The sequence below is a fragment of the Stutzerimonas kunmingensis genome (assembly GCF_900114065.1).
Taxonomy (GTDB): Bacteria; Pseudomonadota; Gammaproteobacteria; order Pseudomonadales; family Pseudomonadaceae; genus Stutzerimonas; species Stutzerimonas kunmingensis.
Window position 1 is genome coordinate 97,634 of sequence record NZ_FORS01000003.1, and the last position, 21,175, is coordinate 118,808.

At 63.6% G+C, this 21,175-nt stretch carries 19 protein-coding genes; 10 read left to right on the forward strand and 9 right to left on the reverse strand.

Going from position 1 to position 21,175, the window contains the following annotated elements; translation table 11 throughout:
• Window positions 1-6 precede the first annotated feature (6 nt).
• From BM275_RS08580 to BM275_RS08620, 9 genes are all read right to left on the reverse strand, one after another.
• On the reverse strand, window positions 7-1,467 hold the full coding sequence (locus tag BM275_RS08580) for a 2-hydroxymuconic semialdehyde dehydrogenase (RefSeq protein WP_042925812.1): 1,461 nt from the start codon (window positions 1,465-1,467) through the stop codon (window positions 7-9).
• Window positions 1,468-1,500: 33 nt separating this feature from the next.
• On the reverse strand, window positions 1,501-2,424 hold the full coding sequence (locus BM275_RS08585; RefSeq protein WP_042925810.1) for a catechol 2,3-dioxygenase: 924 nt from the start codon (window positions 2,422-2,424) through the stop codon (window positions 1,501-1,503).
• Entirely contained in the window at window positions 2,421-2,759 is a 339-nt protein-coding gene (locus BM275_RS08590) for a 2Fe-2S iron-sulfur cluster binding domain-containing protein (protein ID WP_048512662.1), read from the reverse strand. The genes BM275_RS08585 and BM275_RS08590 overlap by 4 nt, the downstream gene beginning before the upstream one ends.
• A 7-nt stretch (window positions 2,760-2,766) precedes the next feature.
• Complete coding sequence (gene dmpP / locus BM275_RS08595) at window positions 2,767-3,828, reverse strand: phenol 2-monooxygenase reductase component DmpP (RefSeq protein WP_042925808.1); 1,062 nt, start codon at window positions 3,826-3,828, stop codon at window positions 2,767-2,769.
• A 10-nt stretch (window positions 3,829-3,838) separates the two neighbouring features.
• The gene (locus BM275_RS08600) at window positions 3,839-4,198 is read right to left on the reverse strand and encodes a phenol hydroxylase subunit P4 (RefSeq protein ID WP_042925806.1); all 360 of its coding nucleotides are present in this window, start codon (window positions 4,196-4,198) and stop codon (window positions 3,839-3,841) included.
• A 69-nt stretch (window positions 4,199-4,267) separates the two neighbouring features.
• On the reverse strand, window positions 4,268-5,821 hold the full coding sequence (locus BM275_RS08605) for an aromatic/alkene/methane monooxygenase hydroxylase/oxygenase subunit alpha (RefSeq protein ID WP_042925805.1): 1,554 nt from the start codon (window positions 5,819-5,821) through the stop codon (window positions 4,268-4,270).
• Window positions 5,822-5,831: 10 nt separating this feature from the next.
• Window positions 5,832-6,104 carry an MmoB/DmpM family protein gene (locus BM275_RS08610; RefSeq protein ID WP_042925804.1) on the reverse strand — a complete coding sequence of 91 codons (273 nt, stop codon included), beginning with the start codon at window positions 6,102-6,104 and terminating at the stop codon, window positions 5,832-5,834.
• On the reverse strand, window positions 6,101-7,102 hold the full coding sequence (locus tag BM275_RS08615; protein WP_090520669.1) for an aromatic/alkene monooxygenase hydroxylase subunit beta: 1,002 nt from the start codon (window positions 7,100-7,102) through the stop codon (window positions 6,101-6,103). The genes BM275_RS08610 and BM275_RS08615 overlap by 4 nt, the downstream gene beginning before the upstream one ends.
• Before the next feature lie 43 nt (window positions 7,103-7,145).
• Window positions 7,146-7,415 carry a phenol hydroxylase subunit gene (locus tag BM275_RS08620; RefSeq protein ID WP_042925802.1) on the reverse strand — a complete coding sequence of 90 codons (270 nt, stop codon included), beginning with the start codon at window positions 7,413-7,415 and terminating at the stop codon, window positions 7,146-7,148.
• On the opposite strand from BM275_RS08620, the gene BM275_RS22050 reads away from it, so the two are divergent.
• The 10 genes from BM275_RS22050 (at window position 7,399) to BM275_RS08665 (ending at window position 21,175) form a co-directional block, all read left to right on the forward strand.
• On the forward strand, window positions 7,399-7,590 hold the full coding sequence (locus BM275_RS22050; RefSeq protein ID WP_045666228.1) for a hypothetical protein: 192 nt from the start codon (window positions 7,399-7,401) through the stop codon (window positions 7,588-7,590). The genes BM275_RS08620 and BM275_RS22050 overlap by 17 nt on opposite strands.
• Before the next feature lie 246 nt (window positions 7,591-7,836).
• Window positions 7,837-9,528, forward strand: a complete 1,692-nt coding sequence (locus tag BM275_RS08625; RefSeq protein WP_042925801.1) for a sigma-54-dependent Fis family transcriptional regulator — start codon at window positions 7,837-7,839, stop codon at window positions 9,526-9,528.
• 166 nt (window positions 9,529-9,694) lie between these two features.
• Window positions 9,695-9,982: a hypothetical protein gene (locus BM275_RS08630; RefSeq protein WP_042925798.1), complete on the forward strand. Its 288-nt coding sequence runs from the start codon at window positions 9,695-9,697 to the stop codon at window positions 9,980-9,982.
• Window positions 9,983-10,102: 120 nt separating this feature from the next.
• Window positions 10,103-11,119, forward strand: a complete 1,017-nt coding sequence (locus tag BM275_RS08635; RefSeq protein WP_090520670.1) for a WD40/YVTN/BNR-like repeat-containing protein — start codon at window positions 10,103-10,105, stop codon at window positions 11,117-11,119.
• 11 nt (window positions 11,120-11,130) lie between these two features.
• Window positions 11,131-13,587 carry an efflux RND transporter permease subunit gene (locus BM275_RS08640; protein ID WP_208607451.1) on the forward strand — a complete coding sequence of 819 codons (2,457 nt, stop codon included), beginning with the start codon at window positions 11,131-11,133 and terminating at the stop codon, window positions 13,585-13,587.
• Between the two features lie 42 nt (window positions 13,588-13,629).
• Entirely contained in the window at window positions 13,630-15,516 is a 1,887-nt protein-coding gene (locus BM275_RS08645) for a DUF1302 family protein (RefSeq protein WP_090520671.1), read from the forward strand.
• A gap of 18 nt (window positions 15,517-15,534) precedes the next feature.
• The gene (locus BM275_RS08650) at window positions 15,535-16,854 is read left to right on the forward strand and encodes a DUF1329 domain-containing protein (RefSeq protein ID WP_042925793.1); all 1,320 of its coding nucleotides are present in this window, start codon (window positions 15,535-15,537) and stop codon (window positions 16,852-16,854) included.
• Between the two features lie 113 nt (window positions 16,855-16,967).
• Window positions 16,968-18,515 carry a methyl-accepting chemotaxis protein gene (locus tag BM275_RS08655; protein ID WP_090520673.1) on the forward strand — a complete coding sequence of 516 codons (1,548 nt, stop codon included), beginning with the start codon at window positions 16,968-16,970 and terminating at the stop codon, window positions 18,513-18,515.
• A 114-nt stretch (window positions 18,516-18,629) separates the two neighbouring features.
• A complete protein-coding gene (gene mdcA, locus BM275_RS08660) occupies window positions 18,630-20,297 on the forward strand; it encodes a malonate decarboxylase subunit alpha (protein ID WP_042925790.1) in 1,668 nt (555 codons plus the stop codon).
• Entirely contained in the window at window positions 20,297-21,175 is an 879-nt protein-coding gene (locus BM275_RS08665; protein WP_090520675.1) for a triphosphoribosyl-dephospho-CoA synthase, read from the forward strand. The genes mdcA and BM275_RS08665 overlap by 1 nt, the downstream gene beginning before the upstream one ends.

The window sequence follows — 21,175 nt, forward strand, 5'->3', positions numbered from 1 at the left end:
AGGTCCTCAGAGTTTCACGCAGATGTTCTTCAGCTCGGTGTAGAACTCCAGCGAGTGCACCCCGCCTTCGCGGCCGATACCCGACTGCTTGGCGCCACCGAAGGCGGTGCGCAGGTCGCGCAGGAACCAGCTGTTCACCCAGACGATCCCAGCCTCGATCTGCCCGGCGACGCGGTGCGCCCGCGAGGCGCTCTCGGTCCAGATCGCCGAGGCCAGGCCGTAAGGCAGGGCGTTGGCCAGTTCGATGGCTTCTGCCTCGCTGTCGAACGGCCGGATGTGGCAGCAGGGGCCGAAGATTTCCTCGGTGACCACCGGCGAATCGTCTGGCAGGCCGGTCCAGATGGTCGGCTGCACCCAGGCGCCGCCGGCCAGGTGCGCCGGCATCTCGGGCACACCGCCACCGGTGACGAGGGTGGCACCTTCGTCCCGGGCCCTCTGGTAGTAGGAAAGGACCTTCTCGCGGTGCTTGTGGCTGACCAGCGAGCCGAAGTTGGCCTCCGGGTCGTTCGGCTCGCCGATCTTCAGCGCTTCGGCGCCGGCCTTCAGGCGGGCGACGAATTCGTCGAAGATCGGCCGCTCGACGTAGACCCTCTCGGTGCCCAGGCAGACCTGGCCGCAGTTGGCGAAGGCCGAGCGCAGGGTGCCTTCGATGGCCTTGTCCAGGTCGCAGTCGGCGAAGACGATGCCGGCGTTCTTGCCGCCCAGTTCAAGCGACACTTGGCGCACGCCCTTGGCCGCGGCGCGCATGATCAGCTCCCCGGTGCCGGTCTCCCCGGTGAAGGTGATGCCGTCGACGTCCGGGTGGGCGGTGAGGAAGGCGCCGGCCGAGTCGCCGCCGAAACCGTGCACTACGTTGTAGACGCCCGGCGGCACCCCGGCGGCGTTCATCACCTCGCCGAGCAGTGCGGTGGTACTGGGGGTTTCCTCCGACGGCTTGACCACCACGGTATTGCCGCAGGCCAGCGCCGGACCGACCTTCCAGGTCATCAGCAAGAGCGGCAGGTTCCACGGGCTGATCACACCGATCACCCCCTTGGGCCGGCGCACCGCGTAGTTGATCGCGCCGCTGCCGTCCGGGGTGACCATCTCGAAGGCCTCGGTCGGCACGTTCCTGATCAGGTCGGCGAACACCTTGAAGTTCGCTGCGCCGCGCGGGATGTCGATGTGGCTGGCCAGCGACTTCGGCTTGCCGGTGTCCAGGCACTCGGCCTCGAGGAACTCGTCGAAGCGCGCATTGATGCCGTCGGCGACGCGATGCAGGATCTCGCTGCGCTCGGCCAGGGTCATCCGGCCCCAGGGGCCCTTCAGCGCATCGCGTGCCGCCCTGACCGCCGCGTCGACCTCGGCCTCGCCGGCTTCATGGACCCTGGCGATCACCTGGCCGTTGGCCGGGTTGACGTTGTCGAACCGCTTGCCGCTGGCCGAGCCGACGTACTCGCCGTTAATGAAATGCTTGATTTCTTGCATGTGTGCAATCTCTATGTAAATTCGGGCCGGCCTTCAGGTGAGCACCGTGAGGAAGCGTTCGTTGAGCACGCGGTCGTGATAGAAAATCGCCTTGCCCAGGTCTTTGGCCATCCAGGTCACCGGCTTGTGATCCTGGTAGTTGTAATCGCCGCCGCAGAACACCTCGTTGCGGTTTCCAGAAGGATCGAAGAAGTAGATGGTCTTGCCGTGAGTGAGGCCATGGCGGGTCGGACCGATATCGATGGAGGTGTCGGTCATGGAAATCAGGTCGGCGGCGCGGAGTACGTCTTCCCAGGTTTCGAGGTAGAAGGAGACGTGATGGAAGCGACCCTTCTCAGGGTGATGAATGAAGGCCACGTCGTGGGCCTTGGTCGACAGGCTGAGGAACTGGGCGACGCGCGTGCCATCCTCATCCAGCACCTGTTCGGCCAGATAGAAGCCGAGCACCTTGGTGAATAGGTCATAGGTCGCCGGCAATTCGTCGCCATACATGAGGGCGTGGTCGAAACGCACCACGCGCATGCCCTGGAGATTGCGCGGCCAGGCTTCAGGGTTGATTTCCTCCACGCCCCACTTGCCGGTGTATTGCTTGTCGGCATACAGCTCGAAGAAGTGTCCGGACGGCGCCTGGAAGCGCACGCGACGCCCGCAGCCCCTGAGTTCTCCGGCGGGAATGGTCTCGATCAGGCAGCCGTAGTCGATCAGGTCCTGGGTCAGACGGACCAGGCACTCGTCGTCGACCACCTTGAAACCCATGAAATCCATGCCCGGCTCATCCGCTTCACGCAGCACCAGGGAGAACTTGTCCACTTCGGTCCAGGCCTTCAGATAGACGCGACCGAAGTCATCACGGTCCACTTCGATCAGGCCGAGCAGGTCGCGGTAATGGGCCAGGGCACTCTCTAGATTGAGTACGCGCAGCTGGATGTGGCCGGGTCGCATAACGCCTTTTTTCATGACGGCACCTCTTTTTTCATCTTGTTGTTTTTGTCGCCTTCGCCATTTCGGCGAAGGCATTCGATGCTCAGATCGGATTGCGGAAATACCTGGCATGCCAGCGCCAGGCCCTGGCTCGCCAACCCGGGCGGCACGTGATGGCAGCTCATGCGACCGCGGCGGTAATCGCCGCCCAACACCCGCACCTTGCACAGCCCGCAACCGCCGCCACGGCAGCCCACCGGCACGCAACGCTTGCCCTGGGCCTCCATCGCCTGCAACACCGACTGGCCCTCCGCGCAGCGGAATGACTGACCGCTTAGCACTTCGCACACCTCGTAGCCGGCACTGTTCATGCTCACCTCAGATGCGCTTGAACAACGCCGAACGGGTGCTCTCACCGGCACCATCGGCGGCGGTGAAGAAGCGCTCCATGAAGATGTCCCGCTCGAACAGCCGTCCCTGCATGAGGGTGGTGATGGCTGCGTCGATCATCGGTGGCGGGCCACAGAGATAGGCCTTCTGGCCACTGAAACGGCCGTCGAAGTGCGCCTTGGCCGCGTCATGCACGAAGCCCTTGAAGCCCTGCCATTGCGGATCGTCATTGGCCTGATTCAGTGCCGGCACGTAGTTGAACTGCGGGTACTGTGCGGCCAGCGTCTCGAACAGCTCGCGGTTGTATAGCTCGGCACGGTTGCGGGCGCCCTGGAACAGGGTGATCTGCCGGGTATCGCCGCGCGCCAGCAGATCGAGGATCATCGACTGCGGGCTGGACAGGCCGGAGCCACCGGCGATGAAGATCAGGTTGCCGGCCTGGGAGTCGCGAACGAAGAACTGCCCGTAGGGGCCGGACAGCTCCACCGAGTCGCCGACCTTCAGTTGCTTATGAATGAAGCCGGTGCCGACACCGCCTTCGACCAGGCGAACATGCAGCTCGACTTCATCGGCCTTGCTCGGCGGGTTGGCCAGGGAAAAGGCGCGGGTGCCGTCGATGCCGGGCAGCGCCAGGTTGATGTACTGCCCGGCCTGGAAGGCCATCGGCCGGTCCAGTTTGATATGCAGACCCTTGATCGTCGGCGAGAGATCGATCAGGGCGGTGACCGCGCCACGGTAGTCTTCCACCGGGTGGCCGAGGAAATCCGGGTCGGCCTCGATATCGGCCTCGATCACCATGTCGGACTGAGGCAGGGCGCAACAGGCCAGAATCTTGCGCTCGTCGCGCTCGATGTCCATCAGGGCGAACGGCGAGGCCGCGCCGATATCCACTTCGCCTTCGAGCACCTGCACCTTGCAGGTGGCGCAGGTGCCGTGGCCACAGGCGAACGGCAACCATACGCCCTGGCGCAGCGCGGCCTGCAGGATGGTCTGGCCTTCCTCTACTTCGATCACTTCGCCGGTGGGTTCGATGGTGACGTTGTATGTCATGGCACACCTCTCAGCTGCACGAACCCTGGACGCCATTCAACCCTGGGGTATTCAGGCGCAGCATGCTTTTATGGTCGATACCGTTGGCCTCCAGGCTGGCGGCGTAATCCGGTACGAAGCGCTCGCCGTTAAGGGTCCAGACGGCTTCGTTGAAATCGACCCTGGCGCTGTCCGGGTGGGCCTTTATCGCATCGCTGAGCAACTGCTCGACGAACGCGGCGAAGGTCATCGCCGGGGCGACGAGGAAGGCAAAGGGCGAGCAGAAGATCAGATGCTTTTCCCAATGGACGTAGAGCATCTGCATGCCATTGAAATTGGCTTGCAGGTCGCGAGGCTTGGCGCGGTATTCGCCGATGGCGTTAACAGACATGAACTGACCCTCTTGTTCTTGGAATAGGGGCGGTCGGGGTGGCGGCGCCACCCCGACCGGGGTGACGCGTCAGGCAGCGTCGCGCCTGTCCCCGGTGCCGGCGGGGGCTTGCGGCGTGGCGAGTTTCTTCCAGGCCAGCCAGCGCAGGTATTCGGGCGAGCCGACGTACTCGAGGTTGTCCTGGCCGTTTTTCAGGTGGTAGTACTTCTCCACCACGGTTTGCACGTCCCCCCCGCCGCAGTTGCCCTGGTAGATCTGGTGCACCGGTAGCCAGGCCTGGATGTATTTCTCCGGCTCGTTCTGGAAGATGTCGCAGCAGCCATCCGAGCAGAAGTGATAACGCTCGCCTTCATGCACGATCTGCCGGTGGCTGAGCTGGGTCGGGTCGTCCGGCTCGGTGAACAGGGCCGGAACCTGGCACACCTGGCACAGCTGCGGCAGGATGGAGTTGTAGAAGCGCTGGCCGTTGGCATGCTGCTCTTGCCAATGGTCGAAACGTGGGCGGTAGTATTTGTCGAAGGTGTCCGGGTATTTTTCCGCCAGCCATTGCTGCTCGTCTTCGCTGGGAATCCAGGTGTGGAAGTTGGTGGCGTGGCTGTACTGGTAGAAGGTCGCCCAGATCTGGTGGGTGATGTGCTGCTTGCCGATATTGGCCTGCTCCTGGTACTTCGGCGGACGGATGCCATAGCGCTCCAGGTCCTTGAACAGCGCGCCGCCGTTCTGCTCGTAGTAGACCTCCCAGGCTTCGGCCCAGGACATCACTTTGTTCGGCAGCATGTAGTCCATCATCATGCCGACCAGGCTGAGCAGGCGGTAACCACGCCAGAACCACTTGTCGATCCAGCGCTGGATGATCGGCACGTTGTCCTCGTGCTGCTCGAGCATGAACTTGATCACTTCCAGGCCGAGGGTCATATGCCGCGCTTCGTCCGACTGCGCCGAAAAGCCGAAGGTGACCGTGGCCATGTCGCCGTTGTAGGCAGCGCCGGACATGAACGGCACGAACAGCAGGTTGGTCAGCACGTACTCGAAGGAGAACGAGATGGCGGTGAGGAACTCGAACGGCCCCGCCGAGCGCGCGTCATCGAAGAACGACTTGGGCACCGAGAGGAACCACACCCGGTCGTGCATGTGGGAGAAATCATGCAGGCCGTTGAAGTGCTTGTTGTAGTGACTCATCGCATGGATCTGCGTCTGCACGTGACGCAGTTCGTCGATTGCCTGCATCTGACAGGCGACCCGTGCTCCGGCGCCGCTGAACTGCCGGCCAGCCCGCGAGAAGCCCTGGAAGGCGCCGTATTCCAGCGGTGACACACCGGTGAGGAACAGTTTCAAGGCGTTGACGTAGCGTGCATCTGAGATGTTCTGATGGCCATTGTTCTGGGCAAAGGCGTCGAAGATCGCGTAGAGCTTCTTCTCCTTTTCGGCCTGGTACTTCCAGTAGGCATCCATGGTCAGGCGGAACGGATCTTCCCACTTGTCCCAGTCCGTGATCTTGATGCCCTCGAAGTCCTCGTGAGGGAAGATGTCGGCTTTCTTCTGGTAGGTCGGCTCCCAGGCCATGTCACGGGTCAGATAGCGGTACTTGTCTTTCAGGCCAAGCTTTTTCTTCTGCATTGTCATGGTCTGCCTCCTAGTTCTTCCACTCGAGGACGAAGCTGTCGTCGTCTTCTGTCACGTTGCCGCCGATGCTGATTACATCGATCAGCATCTCCTGGACGTCCCACTCGCGGCCGATCTTTTCCTCCACCGTCTCGCGGCGGATTTCCAGGCGCTTCTCGGCCTGGATGCGGATCATCGCGGGCTGGTACTGGACCTCGGCACGGGGGTTGTCTTCGGTGATGGCGTCCACCAGGTAGCGGGCGTTGTCGTTGTCCTGGAACACGATGAAAGCGAGCTGTTTCATAGCGCTACTCCCGGGCTGTGCAACCCCAGCTTGTGCAGGCGTGCGGCCAGCGCGGTACGCACTTCGTCGAGGGCGTCGCGGCCGGTGGCCACTTCGGCCAGCTGCAGCAAGGCCTCGTAGGCACGCGGTTCCCATACATCCACCCAGGCCTGGACCTGCGCGCGGTTCGCGTCGCTTTCAGCCAGCACCACCTTGAGCATGGCGTCGACCCAGCGGGTACTCTCGGCGTACAAATCGCGCATGAATTCGGTCAGCATCGACAGGTCGCCGGCGCCCTCTTCCCCGAGCTGCCGGTCGAGGTGCTGGTACATCAGCGGGTAGGTCAGGCCGTCGAGCAGCAGGTTCTGCGCCAGCGTCAGCTCGAACCAGTCCTTGATCACCAGGCTGTCTTCGACGTAACGGCGCAGGCCCTGCCAGATCGGGTCGTCCATCCAGTACGCCTTGGCCTGATCCAGCGCTGCACCACCGCCCTCGCCAAGCAGCAGGCCGATGCGCGACAGGTACTGGCCGATGCCCAGACGATCCATGGCCTGGTAGATATGCAGCTGCGTCATGGTGCCGGCGATGCAGTCGCCGGCAATGCTGCTGTTGTTCATGTTGGCGCCCATCTCGGCGTGCCGCAGCGGCACCAGGCAACGCAGGATCTTGTGCTGCAGCGCCTCGGGCAGCCGGTTCATCAAGCCGCGCTTCTCGCAGAAGCCGTAGGCGTGCTCGGTGGTTTCCTGCATCCGCGCCCGGCTTTGCACATAGGCGCCATAGAAGTACTGGCGCGGGTCGGTGACCGCATGCCAGTCGGCCATGCGGATCGCCGTGCGGGTGGGATCGTTGAGCTGGCGCTGCGGGTCCCACAGCGGCCGATAATGGAAGTTGGTGGTCGCCTCGATGTCGTAGCTGGCTTCCTGATAACGGCTGGCCGGCTTGTCGCCGAAACGACGCTGCAAATTGCCGTAGGTATGGCGGAGGGTTTCCGCCGTATTCGTCTTGATCTCTACGCTCATTTCAACCGTACCTTCTTGTTATGTATTCGGCTGTCGCTCGTACTCACTCTCGACCGTGCGCCTCGCGTCGGCCGATATCGCCGTAGCGCCATTTGGCCGCGTCCTCATCCACCGCCCGGCACATTGCCGCGTCCATCTGCACGACGCGCTGGCGCTGGCAGAACGCGGTGAAGGCTGCGCATGGCATCACCAGCTCGACGAACAGCTCCGGATGACCAATGGCGAAATCGAACTCGACGAATCTGGCGTCGGGGTCACTGCGCACCCGGACAAAGCGGGGTAGCTGATCGAAGGGAATGTCTGGCTCTGTCATCGAAGCTGGCTCCTGGCAGGTTGCGGGCAAAGGGGCTAAAGCAACGCATATGCCAAGCCAGGGATACACCTTTCAGGTCTTTGTATTTAAAGGATTTTTTGTCTATGAATGGGGCGGTATGAAGGAGGGGAAAGGAGGCTGCATCTGGTTCTTTTTTCAGCATTTGATCAAATGAATTTCAATACTTGAGCAAATGCTCACAGCCGTTGCGCAGGGCGTAGCGCAGCACGGCCGAGGGACCCGGAAATACATCATATGGTCACCTTTCTTCTGTCGAACAAAGCGAATATGGTTGACTAGCTTTGCGCCCATGCGGTGAAAAAGCCGCCCGATCCGCTCGCTGAATGTGCGGATTGCACTGTCGTTTTCGACGTCGTGTCAGCGGCCCCCTACAACAATAAATCAGGGGATTTGGAAGCTCATGTCGATCCAATACAAACCTCAACTGCGGTACACGGATTTCAACGACCTCACCAATCTCATCCATTTCCAGAGCACCGAAGGCAAGATCTGGCTGGGAGAGCAGCGCATGCTGCTGTTGCAGATCTCGGCGATGGCCAATTTTCGCCGGGAGATGGTCAATACGCTGGGCACCGAGCGGGCCAAGGGTTTATTCCTACGCATGGGTTACCAGTCCGGGCTGAAGGACGCCGAGCTGGCGCGCAAGCTGCGGCCGAATGCCACCGAATACGAGATGTTCCTCGCGGGGCCTCAATTGCACTCGCTCAAGGGCATGGTCAAGGTGCGCCCAATCGAGGTGGACATCGACATGGCGAGCGGAAGGTTTTACTGCGAGGTGGAGTGGATCGACTCCTTCGAAGTGGAAATCTGCCAGACCGAGCTGGGCCTGATGGATCAACCGGCCTGCTGGACGCTCATTGGCTACGCCTGCAGCTACAGCTCGGCGTTCATGGGGCGCGAGATCATCTTCCAAGAGGTCAGCTGCCGCGGCCGTGGCGACGACAAGTGCCGCATCATCGGCAAGACCGCAGAGGAATGGGGCGACACCAGCGCCTTCAAGGCTTATTTCCAGAGCGACCCGATCATCGAGGAACTCTACGATCTGCAGTCGCAACTGGTTTCGCTACGCACCAACCTCGACAAGCAGGCAGGCCAGTACTATGGCATCGGCCAGACGCCTGCCTACCAGACCGTGCGCAACATGATGGAGAAGGCCGCGCAGAGTAAGGTTTCGGTGCTGTTGCTCGGCGAAACCGGCGTCGGCAAGGAAGTCATCGCGCGCAGCGTGCATCTGCGCAGCAAGCGCGCCGCCGAGCCCTTCGTCGCGGTGAACTGCGCGGCGATTCCGCCCGATCTGATCGAATCGGAACTGTTCGGCGTTGAAAAAGGCGCGTTTACCGGCGCCACCCAGTCGCGCATGGGCCGCTTCGAGCGGGCCGACAAAGGCACCATCTTCCTCGACGAAGTGGTCGAACTCAGTCCGCGCGCCCAGGCCAGCCTGCTGCGCGTCCTGCAGGAAGGCGAGCTGGAGCGGGTGGGGGACAACCGTACGCGCACGATCGACGTACGGGTCATCGCGGCGACTCACGAAGATCTGTCCGAGGCGGTCAAGGCCGGACGTTTTCGCGCCGATCTGTACTACCGGCTGAATGTCTTTCCGGTAGCGATCCCGGCGCTTCGTGAACGTCGCGAGGACATCCCGCTGCTGGCGGAACATTTCATCCAGCGCTTTCACGAGGAATACGGCAAGATAACCCTCGGCCTGTCGGACCGCGCGCTCGAGGCCTGCCTGCATTACAGCTGGCCGGGCAATATCCGCGAGCTGGAAAACATCATCGAGCGCGGCATCATCCTTACCGATCCGAACGAAAGTATCAGCGTACCCGCCCTGTTTACCCGCCCGCCCGAGGAACACTCGATCGATAGCGCACGGGTATCGTCGGACGGAGTATTGGTTTCACCGAGCAGTGGCCGCGGCAACTGGGTAAGTCAATTGCTAAGCAGCGGCCTGAGCCTTGACGAAATCGAGCAGAGCTTGATGCAGGAAGCCATGCGGCAGGCCAACGGAAATGTCTCGGGCGCCGCGCGTCTGCTCGGTCTCAGTCGCCCGGCGCTGGCCTATCGGCTGAGGAAAATCGGCATCGAGAGCTGAGCGGTCAGGGCCGGCCAGGTGCTTCCCTTCAGCTCTGGGGGGGGGCGGAGGGTAGGTGAGTTCTGGCGAAAAGGGGCTGCGGCCTTCGAAATGTTTCCTGCGCTTGTACGCATTGCCGTGCAGCAAGATCTTAGCTTCCGTTGCTCGTCGTTCAGTAGCGCTTGCCATGGACATCTCGCCCTTGGCGTTGCCTCGGACGGACACCACAGGTGCCGCTCTGGATCGATCCGAACCGGCGGATGACTCGCTGCCAGCTACGGAAATGGTGCTGATCGGCACTGCCATGCCGTTGTTGAGGAGGGCGCCGTTCGGCCACGTTCGCGTTGCAGGATGCCTTACCGCAAACGGCATTTCACCAAATGAGCAACCCCTCGCCGGTTTTGACTATTTGCTGAACCCCCGCTTCGAAGAAGCATGGCTGCTGGACGGCCACGGGGTGCACGTACTCATATAAAAATTTCAACTAAATCATTGGGTTAAGCTCAAGCTCCGGCCGGATATCGAGGACTGGCACAGGCGTTGCTCCAGGGTCATCAACCGCTGCAAGACAATAACAATCGAGTGGTGATCCGTAATGAGCTTCATCTCCAACCCGCGCAAGGGCCTGACCTGCGCGAAAGCCTTGACTCGCGTGCCTCGTTCCACCGTTGCCCTGCTGTTGCCCGTTCTGCTGGCTGGCTGTGAGGCCGATCTGAACCTGGCGGGGGTTACCGCAACAACCTCCCAGGCCAGCCTGCGCACCGATTATTACCAGGCGGTCGCCAGCGACGCCGGGACCAGCGTGCTGGTCGGTAACGATGGCGTGATCTTGGTCAGCCAGGATCAAGGCCGCAACTGGCAGCGCCAGCAGCTGCCCGGACATCCCAGCCTGATCGCTCTCGATGCCTGCTCCGACGGCAGCTTCATTGCCCTGAGCTTCGACAACCGACTGTGGCACAGCGCGGACCGCGGCCAGAGCTGGCGTGAACATGCCCTGCAGACCGAGGAGCAGATGCTTACCACTGCCTGTGCGCCCGATGGCGCCTGGTGGGTAGCCGGCAGCTACAGCACGCTGTTGAGCAGCCGCGACCAAGGTGCGACCTGGGCGCAGAGCAGCCTTGACGAAGACGCGATGCTGACGACTCTGCAGTTCCTAAACCAGAAGCAGGCCGTGGTGACTGGCGAGTTCGGGCTGGTTTTCACCAGCACCGACGGTGGCCAGAACTGGGATCCGGCCGGCAGCCTGCCGGACGAGTTCTATCCCCATGCCAGCCATTTCCGCAGCCTCAGCGAAGGCTGGGTCGGCGGCCTCAACGGTTTCATCTACCACACCGCCGATGGTGGGCAGACATGGGAGCGCCAGGAGGCTCCGGTCAGTGCCCCGATTTTCTCCTTCAGCGCCAACGCCGATGGTCTGTTCGCCATCGGCGATCACAGCAGCGTACTGCGCCTGGTCGGCAATCGCTGGCAGGCCATGGCGACACCCAGCGAGCCGGTTTATCTGCGTGCCGCCACGATGACGGCCGACCACCGTCTGACCGTCGCGGGGGGTAAGGGGCTGCTGCTGAGCCTGGATACCCGTCCGTCCCTGACCGCCGTCCAAGAACAGTGAGGCCAATGCCCATGTCCCTGCATCACTTCACGCATGTCTTCTATCTGGTCAAGGTCTGGCTGTTTCGCCATCCGCGTAGCGTGTTAATGATCATCGCTGCCCTGACGCTGCTGTTCGCGATGCGCATTCCGGCGCTGAAGATTTATACCGACTTCGCCGACCTGCTGCCTCAGGAACATCCCTATATTCAGTTGCACAACAGCATCAAGGACACCTTCGGCGGCGCCAACGTACTGGTGATTGGCGTCGAGTTCACCGAGGGCGATCTGTTCAGCAACGAAAACCTGGCCACCATCGATCGTGTCACCCAGGCGGTGGACAGCCTGCCGGGGGTCAACCACAACCTGGTCAGCAGCCTGACCCACCGCAACTCGCGCAAGATCTGGTTGACCGAGGTTGGCAGCATCAATTCCGAGCCTTACTACCAGGCCGAATTCGGCCCGCTGGACGAGGCCCAACTGAGCGCAATGAAGGCCGACGTGGTGGCTAATCCGCGGGTCTACGGCCCTCTGGTTTCACCGGACCTCAAGGTGGCTCTGGTCAAGGCGCAGTTGATCGAAGGCCAGCTCGACTACGAGCAGACGTTCGCCCAGTTGCAGGCGTTGCGCCAGGCCGAGACGCGCGAGGGTGTGACCCTCTACGCGACCGGGCAACCGGTGCTGGTGGGTTGGGCCTACACCTACATGGACCAGATCCTGCAGATTTTCCTGTTCACCGTGCTGGCGATGCTGGCGCTGCTGGTGTTCCATTTCCGCAAGGCCTACGGCGTGCTGATCCCACTCGGCGGCGTGATGATTTCGACCGTCTGGGGCCTGGGCATCATCAGCCTGCTGGGCTACAACCTCGATCCGCTGGGGCTGGTGATCCCCTTCCTGATCGCGGCGCGAGCCATGAGCCATGGCGTGCAACTGGTCGAGCGCTACTATGCGGAAGTGCGTGTACTCGGCGATGGCCAGTTGGCGGCGCGGGCGACCTTCGACAGTCTGTTCCGCCCGGGCACCCTGGGCATTGCTTCGGACGCCATCGGGCTGGCGCTGATCGCCATCGGATCCATCGCATTGAACACCAAGCTTGGTATCTATGCCTCGCTGTGGGCGACAACGGTGATTTTCTCCGTGCTGATCGGCGTGCCACTGCTGCTGTCCATCCTGCCAACGCCAAAGAATCCCGAAATCAAGGAAACCTTCCTGCGGCATGTCGGAGGAACCTGCGCCGCGACCGTCGCGCGTCCCGGTGCGGCCGGCAAGCTGCTGATCATCGCCGCGCTGGCAATCCTCGCCGGACTCTGGGCCTCCTCGAAGGTGACCATTGGTGACTCCGAGCCGGGTTCGCCGATTCTCTATCCGGAGCATGATTACAACGTCTCATCCAAGGAGATCAACGAGCGCTTCCCCGGTTCCGAAGAGCTGTACATCATCGCCGAGCATGCGGAAGCCGGCGGCATCAAGCGTCCCGAGGTACTCAAGGCACTGCAGTCGCTGCAGGCGCACATGCTCGGCGATCCCTCGGTGGGCGGCAGCAAGGGGTTGCCGGACCTGGTCAAGCAGGTCAACCGGCTGATGCACAACGACGATCCGCGCTGGTTCCAGATTCCCCACGATGCCGATTACGTGGGTGGTTTGATGTTCACCTACATGGCCTCCAGCCCGATTCCCGGCGCGCTCAACGAGTTCAACGACACCGACGACCGCATCGCCAACCTGGTGTTCTACTACAAGGATCGCCAGGGCGAGACCATCCGCCGCGCCATCCATATGGCCAAACAGTGGATCGCCGAGCACGGCGAGGAAGTTCCCGGCCTGTCCATCCGCCTGGCCGGCGGCACCCTGGGTGTGGCCGCGGCGATGAACGAGTCGGCCTTCGACACCAACCTGCTGGTGCTTCCGCTGGTGTTCCTGCTGATCTTCGCCTTCGTCATGGTCTTCTACACCAGCTGGCACGCCGGGCTGATGATGCTGATGGCGATGCTCTTCGCCACCGTGCTGACCTATGCCTACATGGGCCTGGCGGGGATGAGCATCGACATCAACACGGTGCCGGTGATCGCTGTCGGTATCGGTGTAGGCATCGACTACTCGATATACATGATGGACCGCATACGCGAGGAGATGGTCAAGAGCGGCAGTCTCGCCAGCGCCGTGCACCGTGCCATCGCCACCACCGGCATGGCCGTGAGCTTCACGGCGATCACTTTGATGGCCGGCATCATCATGTGGGTGTTGCTTTCCGACCTGCGCTTCCAGGCCGACGCCGCGCTGTTGCTGTGCGTGATGATCGTCCTCAATGGCTTCACCTCGATGCTGCTGGTGCCCGCCTGGGTGCTGGTATTCAAGCCTCGCTTCATCACCGATGCCTATGCGGACGAAGACGGCATCATCCATGCCGGCCACGACCTGCCCACCGAATCCCTGTCCCCGGCCCAACGGGTCGAGGGTGGGTTGCTAGAGGGGGCTACGCATCCGGCTTGAACCGGGTGCGCGGCTTCAACCATGATCGCAAGAGGAACTGCCATGCAGACAACAAAAAAAACAAACCTGCGCAACCTGGGATTCGCCATGCTCGGCGGTACCGGCGTGGCCCTGATGCCGCTGGCCAGCGCGCTGGCCGAGGAGGAAACCCGCTATACCGGCTTCTATGAGAACGCCACCCACGTGCGTGACTCGGCCGGCCTGTCGAAATTCCGCAACACGCTGCAGCTCAACGCCGACCGTGCCCTGGATGACCGCGGAGCATTTCGCAACATCAAGTTTCATGGCACCTTCCGCGGCAGCTACGACGGGGTCTACGACCTCAATTCCAGCGAATACGGCAGTGGTGCGGGCGGTGCCATTACCCTGGAAAACAGCGCGGCGGGCAACAGCGTGCCCCACGGTGGCGGACTGCAGCTGCCGTATACCTTCGATCCGGCCAACAACCCCAACGAAGGCATGCTGGTGCTCGGCGAGAGGCTGCACAAGACCCGTGGCGGGGTCGCCTTCGGCGTGCCGGTACGGCCCTGCGACAAGGACAGCCGCGGCTGCATCGACGACTACCTGGACGCCGACAGCAACGACCTGCGCTTCCCCGAGTTCAACGAGCGGCTGGACTTCATCCGCGAGCTGTACATGGACTTCGACCACGGCCTGCCCAACGGCGACATGGTCAGCTGGCGGGTCGGCAAGCAGCAGGTGATCTGGGGCCGCACCGACCTGTTCCGCGTGCTCGACGTGATCAACCCGGTAGACTACTCGCGCAACAACATCTACGACGAGCTGGAGGACATTCGCATCCCGATGTGGATCGCCAAGGCTGATTGGCGCATGGGCGCCGGCGAGGTGTTCGACGACCTCAACCTGTCGTTCGTGTGGAATTTCGACAAGTTCCGTCCGCACAACCTTGGCCAGTGCGGTACGCCCAACTCGATCCTCGATGCGGGCTGTTTCTTCCGCGGCATGAACAACCTCTGGGAGAACGGTGGCACCGTGGCCAGCTTCGCTGGTGCCAGCCCGGCTGGTGGTTTTGCCACCGACTTCGGTCCCGGACAGATCGGCATCCGCAAGGCACATATGCCCTCCTGGAGCCTGTCCAACACCCAGTTCGGAATCAAGCTGGAAGGTGTCTACGGTGACCTTGGCTTCAGCCTCAATGCGTTGACCTACCGCTCGCAGCTGCCATCCCTGCGTGGCGTGTCTGGGCAGAATGGTTTCACCGGCGAAGTGGCGCCGTGGCCAAGCCTGATTGCCTTCGATATCCACTTCCCACGGGTCAACCTGATCGGCGGCTCGCTGGACTACTACTCGCAGGCCATCGACACTGTGTTCCGCTTCGAAGTGGCGCACACCTCAGGCGAGGAGTTCGCCAACACCCTGCAGTCGCGGCTGTTCTCCGAATCCGACGTGACCCGCTACGTGATCGGCGCGGACAAAAACGTCTTCATTCCCTTCCTCAACCCAGGCCGTGCGTTCCTTATCTCCGGCCAGCTGTTCGGCCAGCACATCCGCGAGCACCAAGAGGAGAAGCGGGCATGGGGTAAAGCTGGCATGCCGGACTGGGAGCAGAACTGGATCGCCACCTTGCTGCTCAAGGGTTGGTGGATGAACGACCGCCTCAGCCCGCAACTGCTCGCCGCCCATGACTTCAAGGCCCGCGCCACCGCCATCGCGCCGAGCGTCGAGTACCTGTTCAACGACAACCTGCGAATCATTGCCGGTGCCAACGTCAAGGTCGGCCGCGGCGCGCGCGAGTACGACGATTGCCGCAGCTGCAACCCATGGGATCCCTTCACCAGCGCCGGCCAGCCGGAGGGCTATACACTTGGCCTTGGCGGCTATGAGCCACTTGGGCGCTTCCGCGCCGGCCCCATAGGCATGGCCCAGAAGGAAGACGAACTGCAACTCACCCTGCGCTACAGCTTCTGATCACAAGGAAAGAGCCTCATGAAAAACAACAAGAACACTTTGCGCCTGGCCATGCTGACGCTGGCTGCTGCCGCAGCCTGCGCCCAGGCCGCTGACGAAACCGTGATCGAGCAGTCCTTCCGGCCCTATGCCAAGGACAAGCCGAGCTTTGCCGGGCTGAGCGCCGGCATGACCATCAACCAGGGCAATGTTGCCCAGTTCAAGGACATCCTCGATCCGGCCTTCTATGGCTTCATCGAGAAGGGCTGGGCCGAGCTGAAGGTTGGCGAAACCACCTCCTTCGATCTGCACCCCAACTACGTCGAGGCTACCCGCCAAGGCATGGACAAGATCCAACTCGGCGCCAAGCCGGGCGAGATCAAGGGCTGGGTCGCCGGCCGGCCGTTTCCCCAGGAGCCGGACGTCAACGATCCGCGTGCCGGCGAAAAGCTCGCCTGGAACTATAAGTACGGCTACAACTGGGGCGACAGTGCGGCGATCCAGCCGTTCTATTGGAAATTCCGCGACATGAACTCGGGCAAGGTGGAGCGGACCATCAAGTTCAACTTCCACTTCCTGAATTTCACCGGCCGGGTGAACCAGGACCCGATGCCGGCGATCACGCCGAACCCGTCGGATCTGTTCCGCGGTATCTACGTGAACGTGCTGGAGCCGCACGACGTGCGTAACACCCAGCTGTTGATCCACCGCGCCCAGGATGACTTGAAGCGCGACAATTCCTGGCTGTACCTCGGCTTCCAGCGCCGCGTGCGGCGTCTGGCCACCGGCCAGGTGACCGACGCCTTCCTCGGCTCGGACCTGATGATCGAGGACTTCGAAGGCTACAACGGGCGCATCTCCGACATGAAGTGGACCTACAAGGGCACCCGTTTCATGCTGATGCCGTTCTACAACCACAACGACCTGAGCCTGGACAGCGAAACCCACAAGGACAGCGAGGGCTACCAGGTGGTGGCGTTCGGCGGCCAGGGCGGCTGCTTCCCCAACATCACCTGGCAACTGCGCAAGGTCTATGAAGTGGAAGCCGCACCGGTGGACGCCGGCCACCCGTTGGCCAAGCGTGTGCATTATATGGACGCACAAACCTTCACCGTGCCGCGCACCATCTCCTACGACCGCAAGGGCAGTCTGTGGAAGACCTTCACCATCGGCCAGGCCCATCCGGACCACCATTTGCCGGTCAACAAAGGTAGCGGGGTGTCGATCGACGACAGCTTCAGCATGATCGACGTGCAGGCCATGCACTGCACCTCCGGGCAGTTCAAGGGCGTGGTCGACGCCAAGCTGAGCCCGCCGGAGATGTTCAGCGTGCAGCACATGCGCGCCACCGGTAACTGAGCCTTCGCCGTCCGGCGTCCTGCCGGGCGGCCGCTTCCCATTCTCCCCGGCCCACCGACGTTCACTCGCCGGCGGGCCGCCCTTGATTCAGGAACTTGGTTCAGGAAAAAGCCATGCACAACGACCGCAACGGTGCCCACGCGCCCGGCGAACAGCTGGTACTGCTGACCGACAGCCAGGCCAACATCCTCTACGCCAGCCCGGCGCTGTGCCGCCAGCTGGGCCATCCCGAGGCCACCCTCGAGGGCAGGCCGGCTTCGCTGCTGCGCCATCCGGACATGCCCGGCGGGCCGATCAAGGACCTTTGGGCCACCCTCGGCCGCGGCCAGAGCTGGATGGGCATGATGAAGAACCGTCGCGCCGATGGTCGCGAGTTCTGGGTCGATGCCTTCATCAGCCCGGTGCTCGATGACGGCGTGGTCAGCGAATACCAGGCGATCTACCGCCTGCCGGACGCCGCGGCCATCGCGCGCGCCGAAGCCATCTACCGCCTGCGCAGCCAGGGCCGCCACCCGACGGCGTTGCGCTGGCGCTGGCTGGACCGCAGCCGCCAGCAGGTCCTGCTCGCCAGCCTGGCCTTCACGCCGCTCGGCGTGCTCGCCTCGAGCCAGGCGCCGGCGCTCGGGCTGGCGCTGCTGCTCGGCGGTATCGCCGCCTGCGCGCTGCTGCTCGGCCTGCACGCGCGCCCCTTCGCGCAACTGGTGGCGCAGAGCCGCCAGCGGGTCGAGCACCCGATCAAGCAGCTGATCTACACCGGGCGGATCGACGAGATCGGCCAGCTGCAACTGGGCAACCGCCTGCTCGAAGCGCAACTGGCCTCGATGCTGGCGCGGGTCGGCGACAGCAGCGGCCGGGTCGCCGGCCTCGCCGAGCGCACCCGCGAACTGCTCGGCACCGGCAATCGCGCGGCCGAACAGCAGCAACAGGCGCTGGATGCCATCAGCGCCGCGGTCGAGGAACTCAGCGCCACCATCCGCGAGGTGGCCGGCAACACCGCCAGCGCCGCGGCGCTGACCCGCCAGGCGCTGGCGCTTGGCAGCCAGGGCCAGCAGCGGGTCGAGGTGGCCGGGCAGCGCATCGGCAGCCTGGCCGGCACCCTCGACCAGTCCGCCGAGGCGGTGGCCGTGCTGAGCCGCCACAGCCAGGCCATCGGCGGCATCCTCGAAGTGATCCGCAGCATCGCCGAGCAGACCAACCTGCTGGCGCTGAATGCCGCCATCGAGGCGGCGCGGGCCGGCGACAACGGCCGCGGCTTCGCCGTGGTGGCCGACGAGGTGCGTTCGCTGGCGCAGCGCACCCAGGCCTCCACCGACGAGATCCAGCAGATGATCGAAGCGCTGCGCCAGGGCACCGGGCAGGTGGTCGGCAGCATGCAGCAGGGCCTGCAGCAGTCGCGCGCCAGCGTCGAGCAGGTCGCCGCCACCGCGCAGGCGCTGGCCGAGATCACCGGCCTGGTGGGCGAGATCGCCGAGGCCGGCGGGCAGATTGCCGAGGCGGGCACCCAGCAGAGCGCCGCCGCCGAGGAGATCAACCAGAAGCTCTGCGCGCTGCAGGAACTGGCCCGGCACAGCCTGCAGCTGCAGCACGAAAGCTTCGAGGTGGCCGACGAAGTCAGTCGCCAGGCGGGTCGCCAGCGCGCCCTGCTGGCAAAGATGGGCTGATCGCCGCACCTATCGTTACGATCAACGTAACGATAGGTCTCCGAGCTTGATTGATGACCCCTCGGTCACCTCCCTACTGTGCGCTCCACAAAGCGGAAAACCTGTGGAGTCGCCATGACAACAACAATCTCCCCACCGCCGCAGTGGTCGCGTCGTCGCGCTGAAAAAGCCCGTCGTCTCGATCAGGTGCAGAGCCTCGCCGATGGCGTGGTACTGCCCAGCGAGCGGATCGTCGAGGCCCTGGAACTGCTGATCGCCCCTGGCGACCGGGTGGTGCTCGAGGGCAACAACCAGAAGCAGGCGGACTTCCTCTCCCGCTCCCTGGCCAAGGCCGACCCCGGCAAGCTGCACGACCTGCACATGATCATGCCGAGCGTCAGCCGCGCCGAGCACCTGGATCTGTTCGAGCGGCAGATCGCGCGCAAGCTCGACTTTTCCTTCGCCGGCCCGCAGAGCCTGCGCATCAGCCAGCTGCTCGAGGACGGCCTGCTGGAAGTCGGCGCCATCCACACCTACATCGAACTCTATTCGCGTCTGTTGGTGGACCTGATCCCCAATGTCGCGCTGGTCGCCGGCTTCCAGGCCGACCGCCACGGCAACATCTACACCGGTCCCAGCACGGAAGACACCCCGGCGCTGGTCGAGCCCACCGCGTTCAGCGATGGCATCGTGATCTTCCAGGTCAACGAGATCGTCGACGAGCTGCCGCGCGTGGACATCCCGGCCAGCTGGGTCGACTTCGTCGTGGTCGCCGACAAGCCGTTCTATATCGAGCCGCTGTTCACCCGCGACCCGCGCCACATCAAGCCGGTGCACGTGCTGATGGCGATGATGGCGATTCGCGGTATCTACGAAAAACACAACGTGCAGTCGCTCAACCATGGCATCGGCTTCAATACCGCCGCCATCGAGCTGATCCTGCCGACCTACGGCGAATCCCTCGGCCTGAAAGGCAAGATCTGCCGCAACTGGACGCTCAACCCGCACCCGACGCTGATCCCGGCGATCGAGACTGGCTGGGTCGAGAGCGTGCATTGCTTCGGCACCGAGCTGGGCATGGAGAACTACATCGCCCAGCGCCCGGACGTGTTCTTCACCGGGCGCGACGGCTCGATGCGCTCCAATCGCATGATGTGCCAGCTGGCCGGGCAGTACGCGGTGGACCTGTTCATCGGCGCCACCCTGCAGGTCGATGGCGACGGCCATTCCTCCACCGTGACCCGCGGCCGCCTGGCCGGTTTCGGCGGTGCGCCGAACATGGGCCACGACCCGCGCGGTCGCCGCCACCCGACTCCGGCCTGGCTGGACATGGCCATGCCCGGCGGCGAAGCCCCGGTGACCATGCTCGAGCGCGGCAAGAAGCTCGTGGTGCAGATGGTCGAGACCTTCCAGGAAGGCGGCAAACCCACCTTTGTCGAACAGCTCGACGCGGTCGAGGTGGCGAAGAAAAGCGGCATGCCGCTGGCGCCGATCATGATCTATGGCGATGACGTCACCCATCTGCTTACCGAGGAAGGCATCGCCTACCTGTACAAGGCACGCTCGCTGGAAGAGCGCCAGGCGATGATCGCCGCGGTGGCCGGCGTCACCAGCATCGGCCTGCGGCACAACCCGAAGGACACCGAGCGCATGCGCCGCGAAGGGCTGATCGCGCTGCCGGAAGACCTCGGCATCCGTCGCAACGACGCGACCCGCGAGCTGCTCGCGGCCAAGAGCATCGCCGAGCTGGTCGACTGGTCCGGCGGCCTCTACAACCCGCCCGCCAAGTTCAGGAGCTGGTGATGAGCGCACTCATTGCAAGACAGGCGCAGCCATCACTGGCCGAGCGGTTGGCGGATACGGCGGTGCAGGCGCTGATCGACGAGGCCGACCTGTCGCCCAAGCCGGGGCTGGTCGACCGGCGCGGTAGTGGCGCGCACAGCGATCTGCATCTGGGTCTGATGCACGCCTCGGCCCATGCGCTGTGGCCGGCGTTCAAGGCGATGGCCGAAGCGGCGCAGCAGATTGGCGAATTTGGCCAGCCCTTGCGCGAAACCCTCGGCCAGCTCGGCCGCGACGGCGAAGCCGACATGCTCCGCGTGACGGGTGGCGTAAATACCCATCGAGGGGCGATCTGGGCGCTGGGGCTGCTCAGTGCGGCGGCGGCGCTGGAGGCCGACGCGCCTGACGCCCGATGCGTTGCGGCAACGGCCGCGAGACTGGCCCGTTTGAGCGACCCGGCCGTACCGGTCACTTCCGACAGCCACGGCGCGCGAGTCTGCCGTGCCTATGGTGTGCTCGGTGCGAGGGAGCAGGCGCAGCATGGCTTTCCTGCCGTCATCGATCAGGGCCTGCCGCAGCTGCTGGTCAGCCGACGTGCCGGGATAGGCGAGCAGAACGCCCGGCTCGATGCGCTGCTGGCGATCATGACCGAGCTCAGCGACACCTGCGTGCTGCACCGCGCGGGCCTCGATGGCCTGACCCGCATGCAGCAGGGCGCTCGTGCCGTGCTGGCTGCCGGCGGTTGCGCAAGCCTCGCCGGGCGCCGCCAGCTGCGCGCACTGGAAGGCGAGATGTTGTCACTGCGTGCCTCGCCAGGCGGCGCCGCCGACCTGCTCGCCGCCACCTTATTCCTCGACCGCCTGGCGCCCGCCGCGCCGGCGCCGACTGGGAGCAACTGA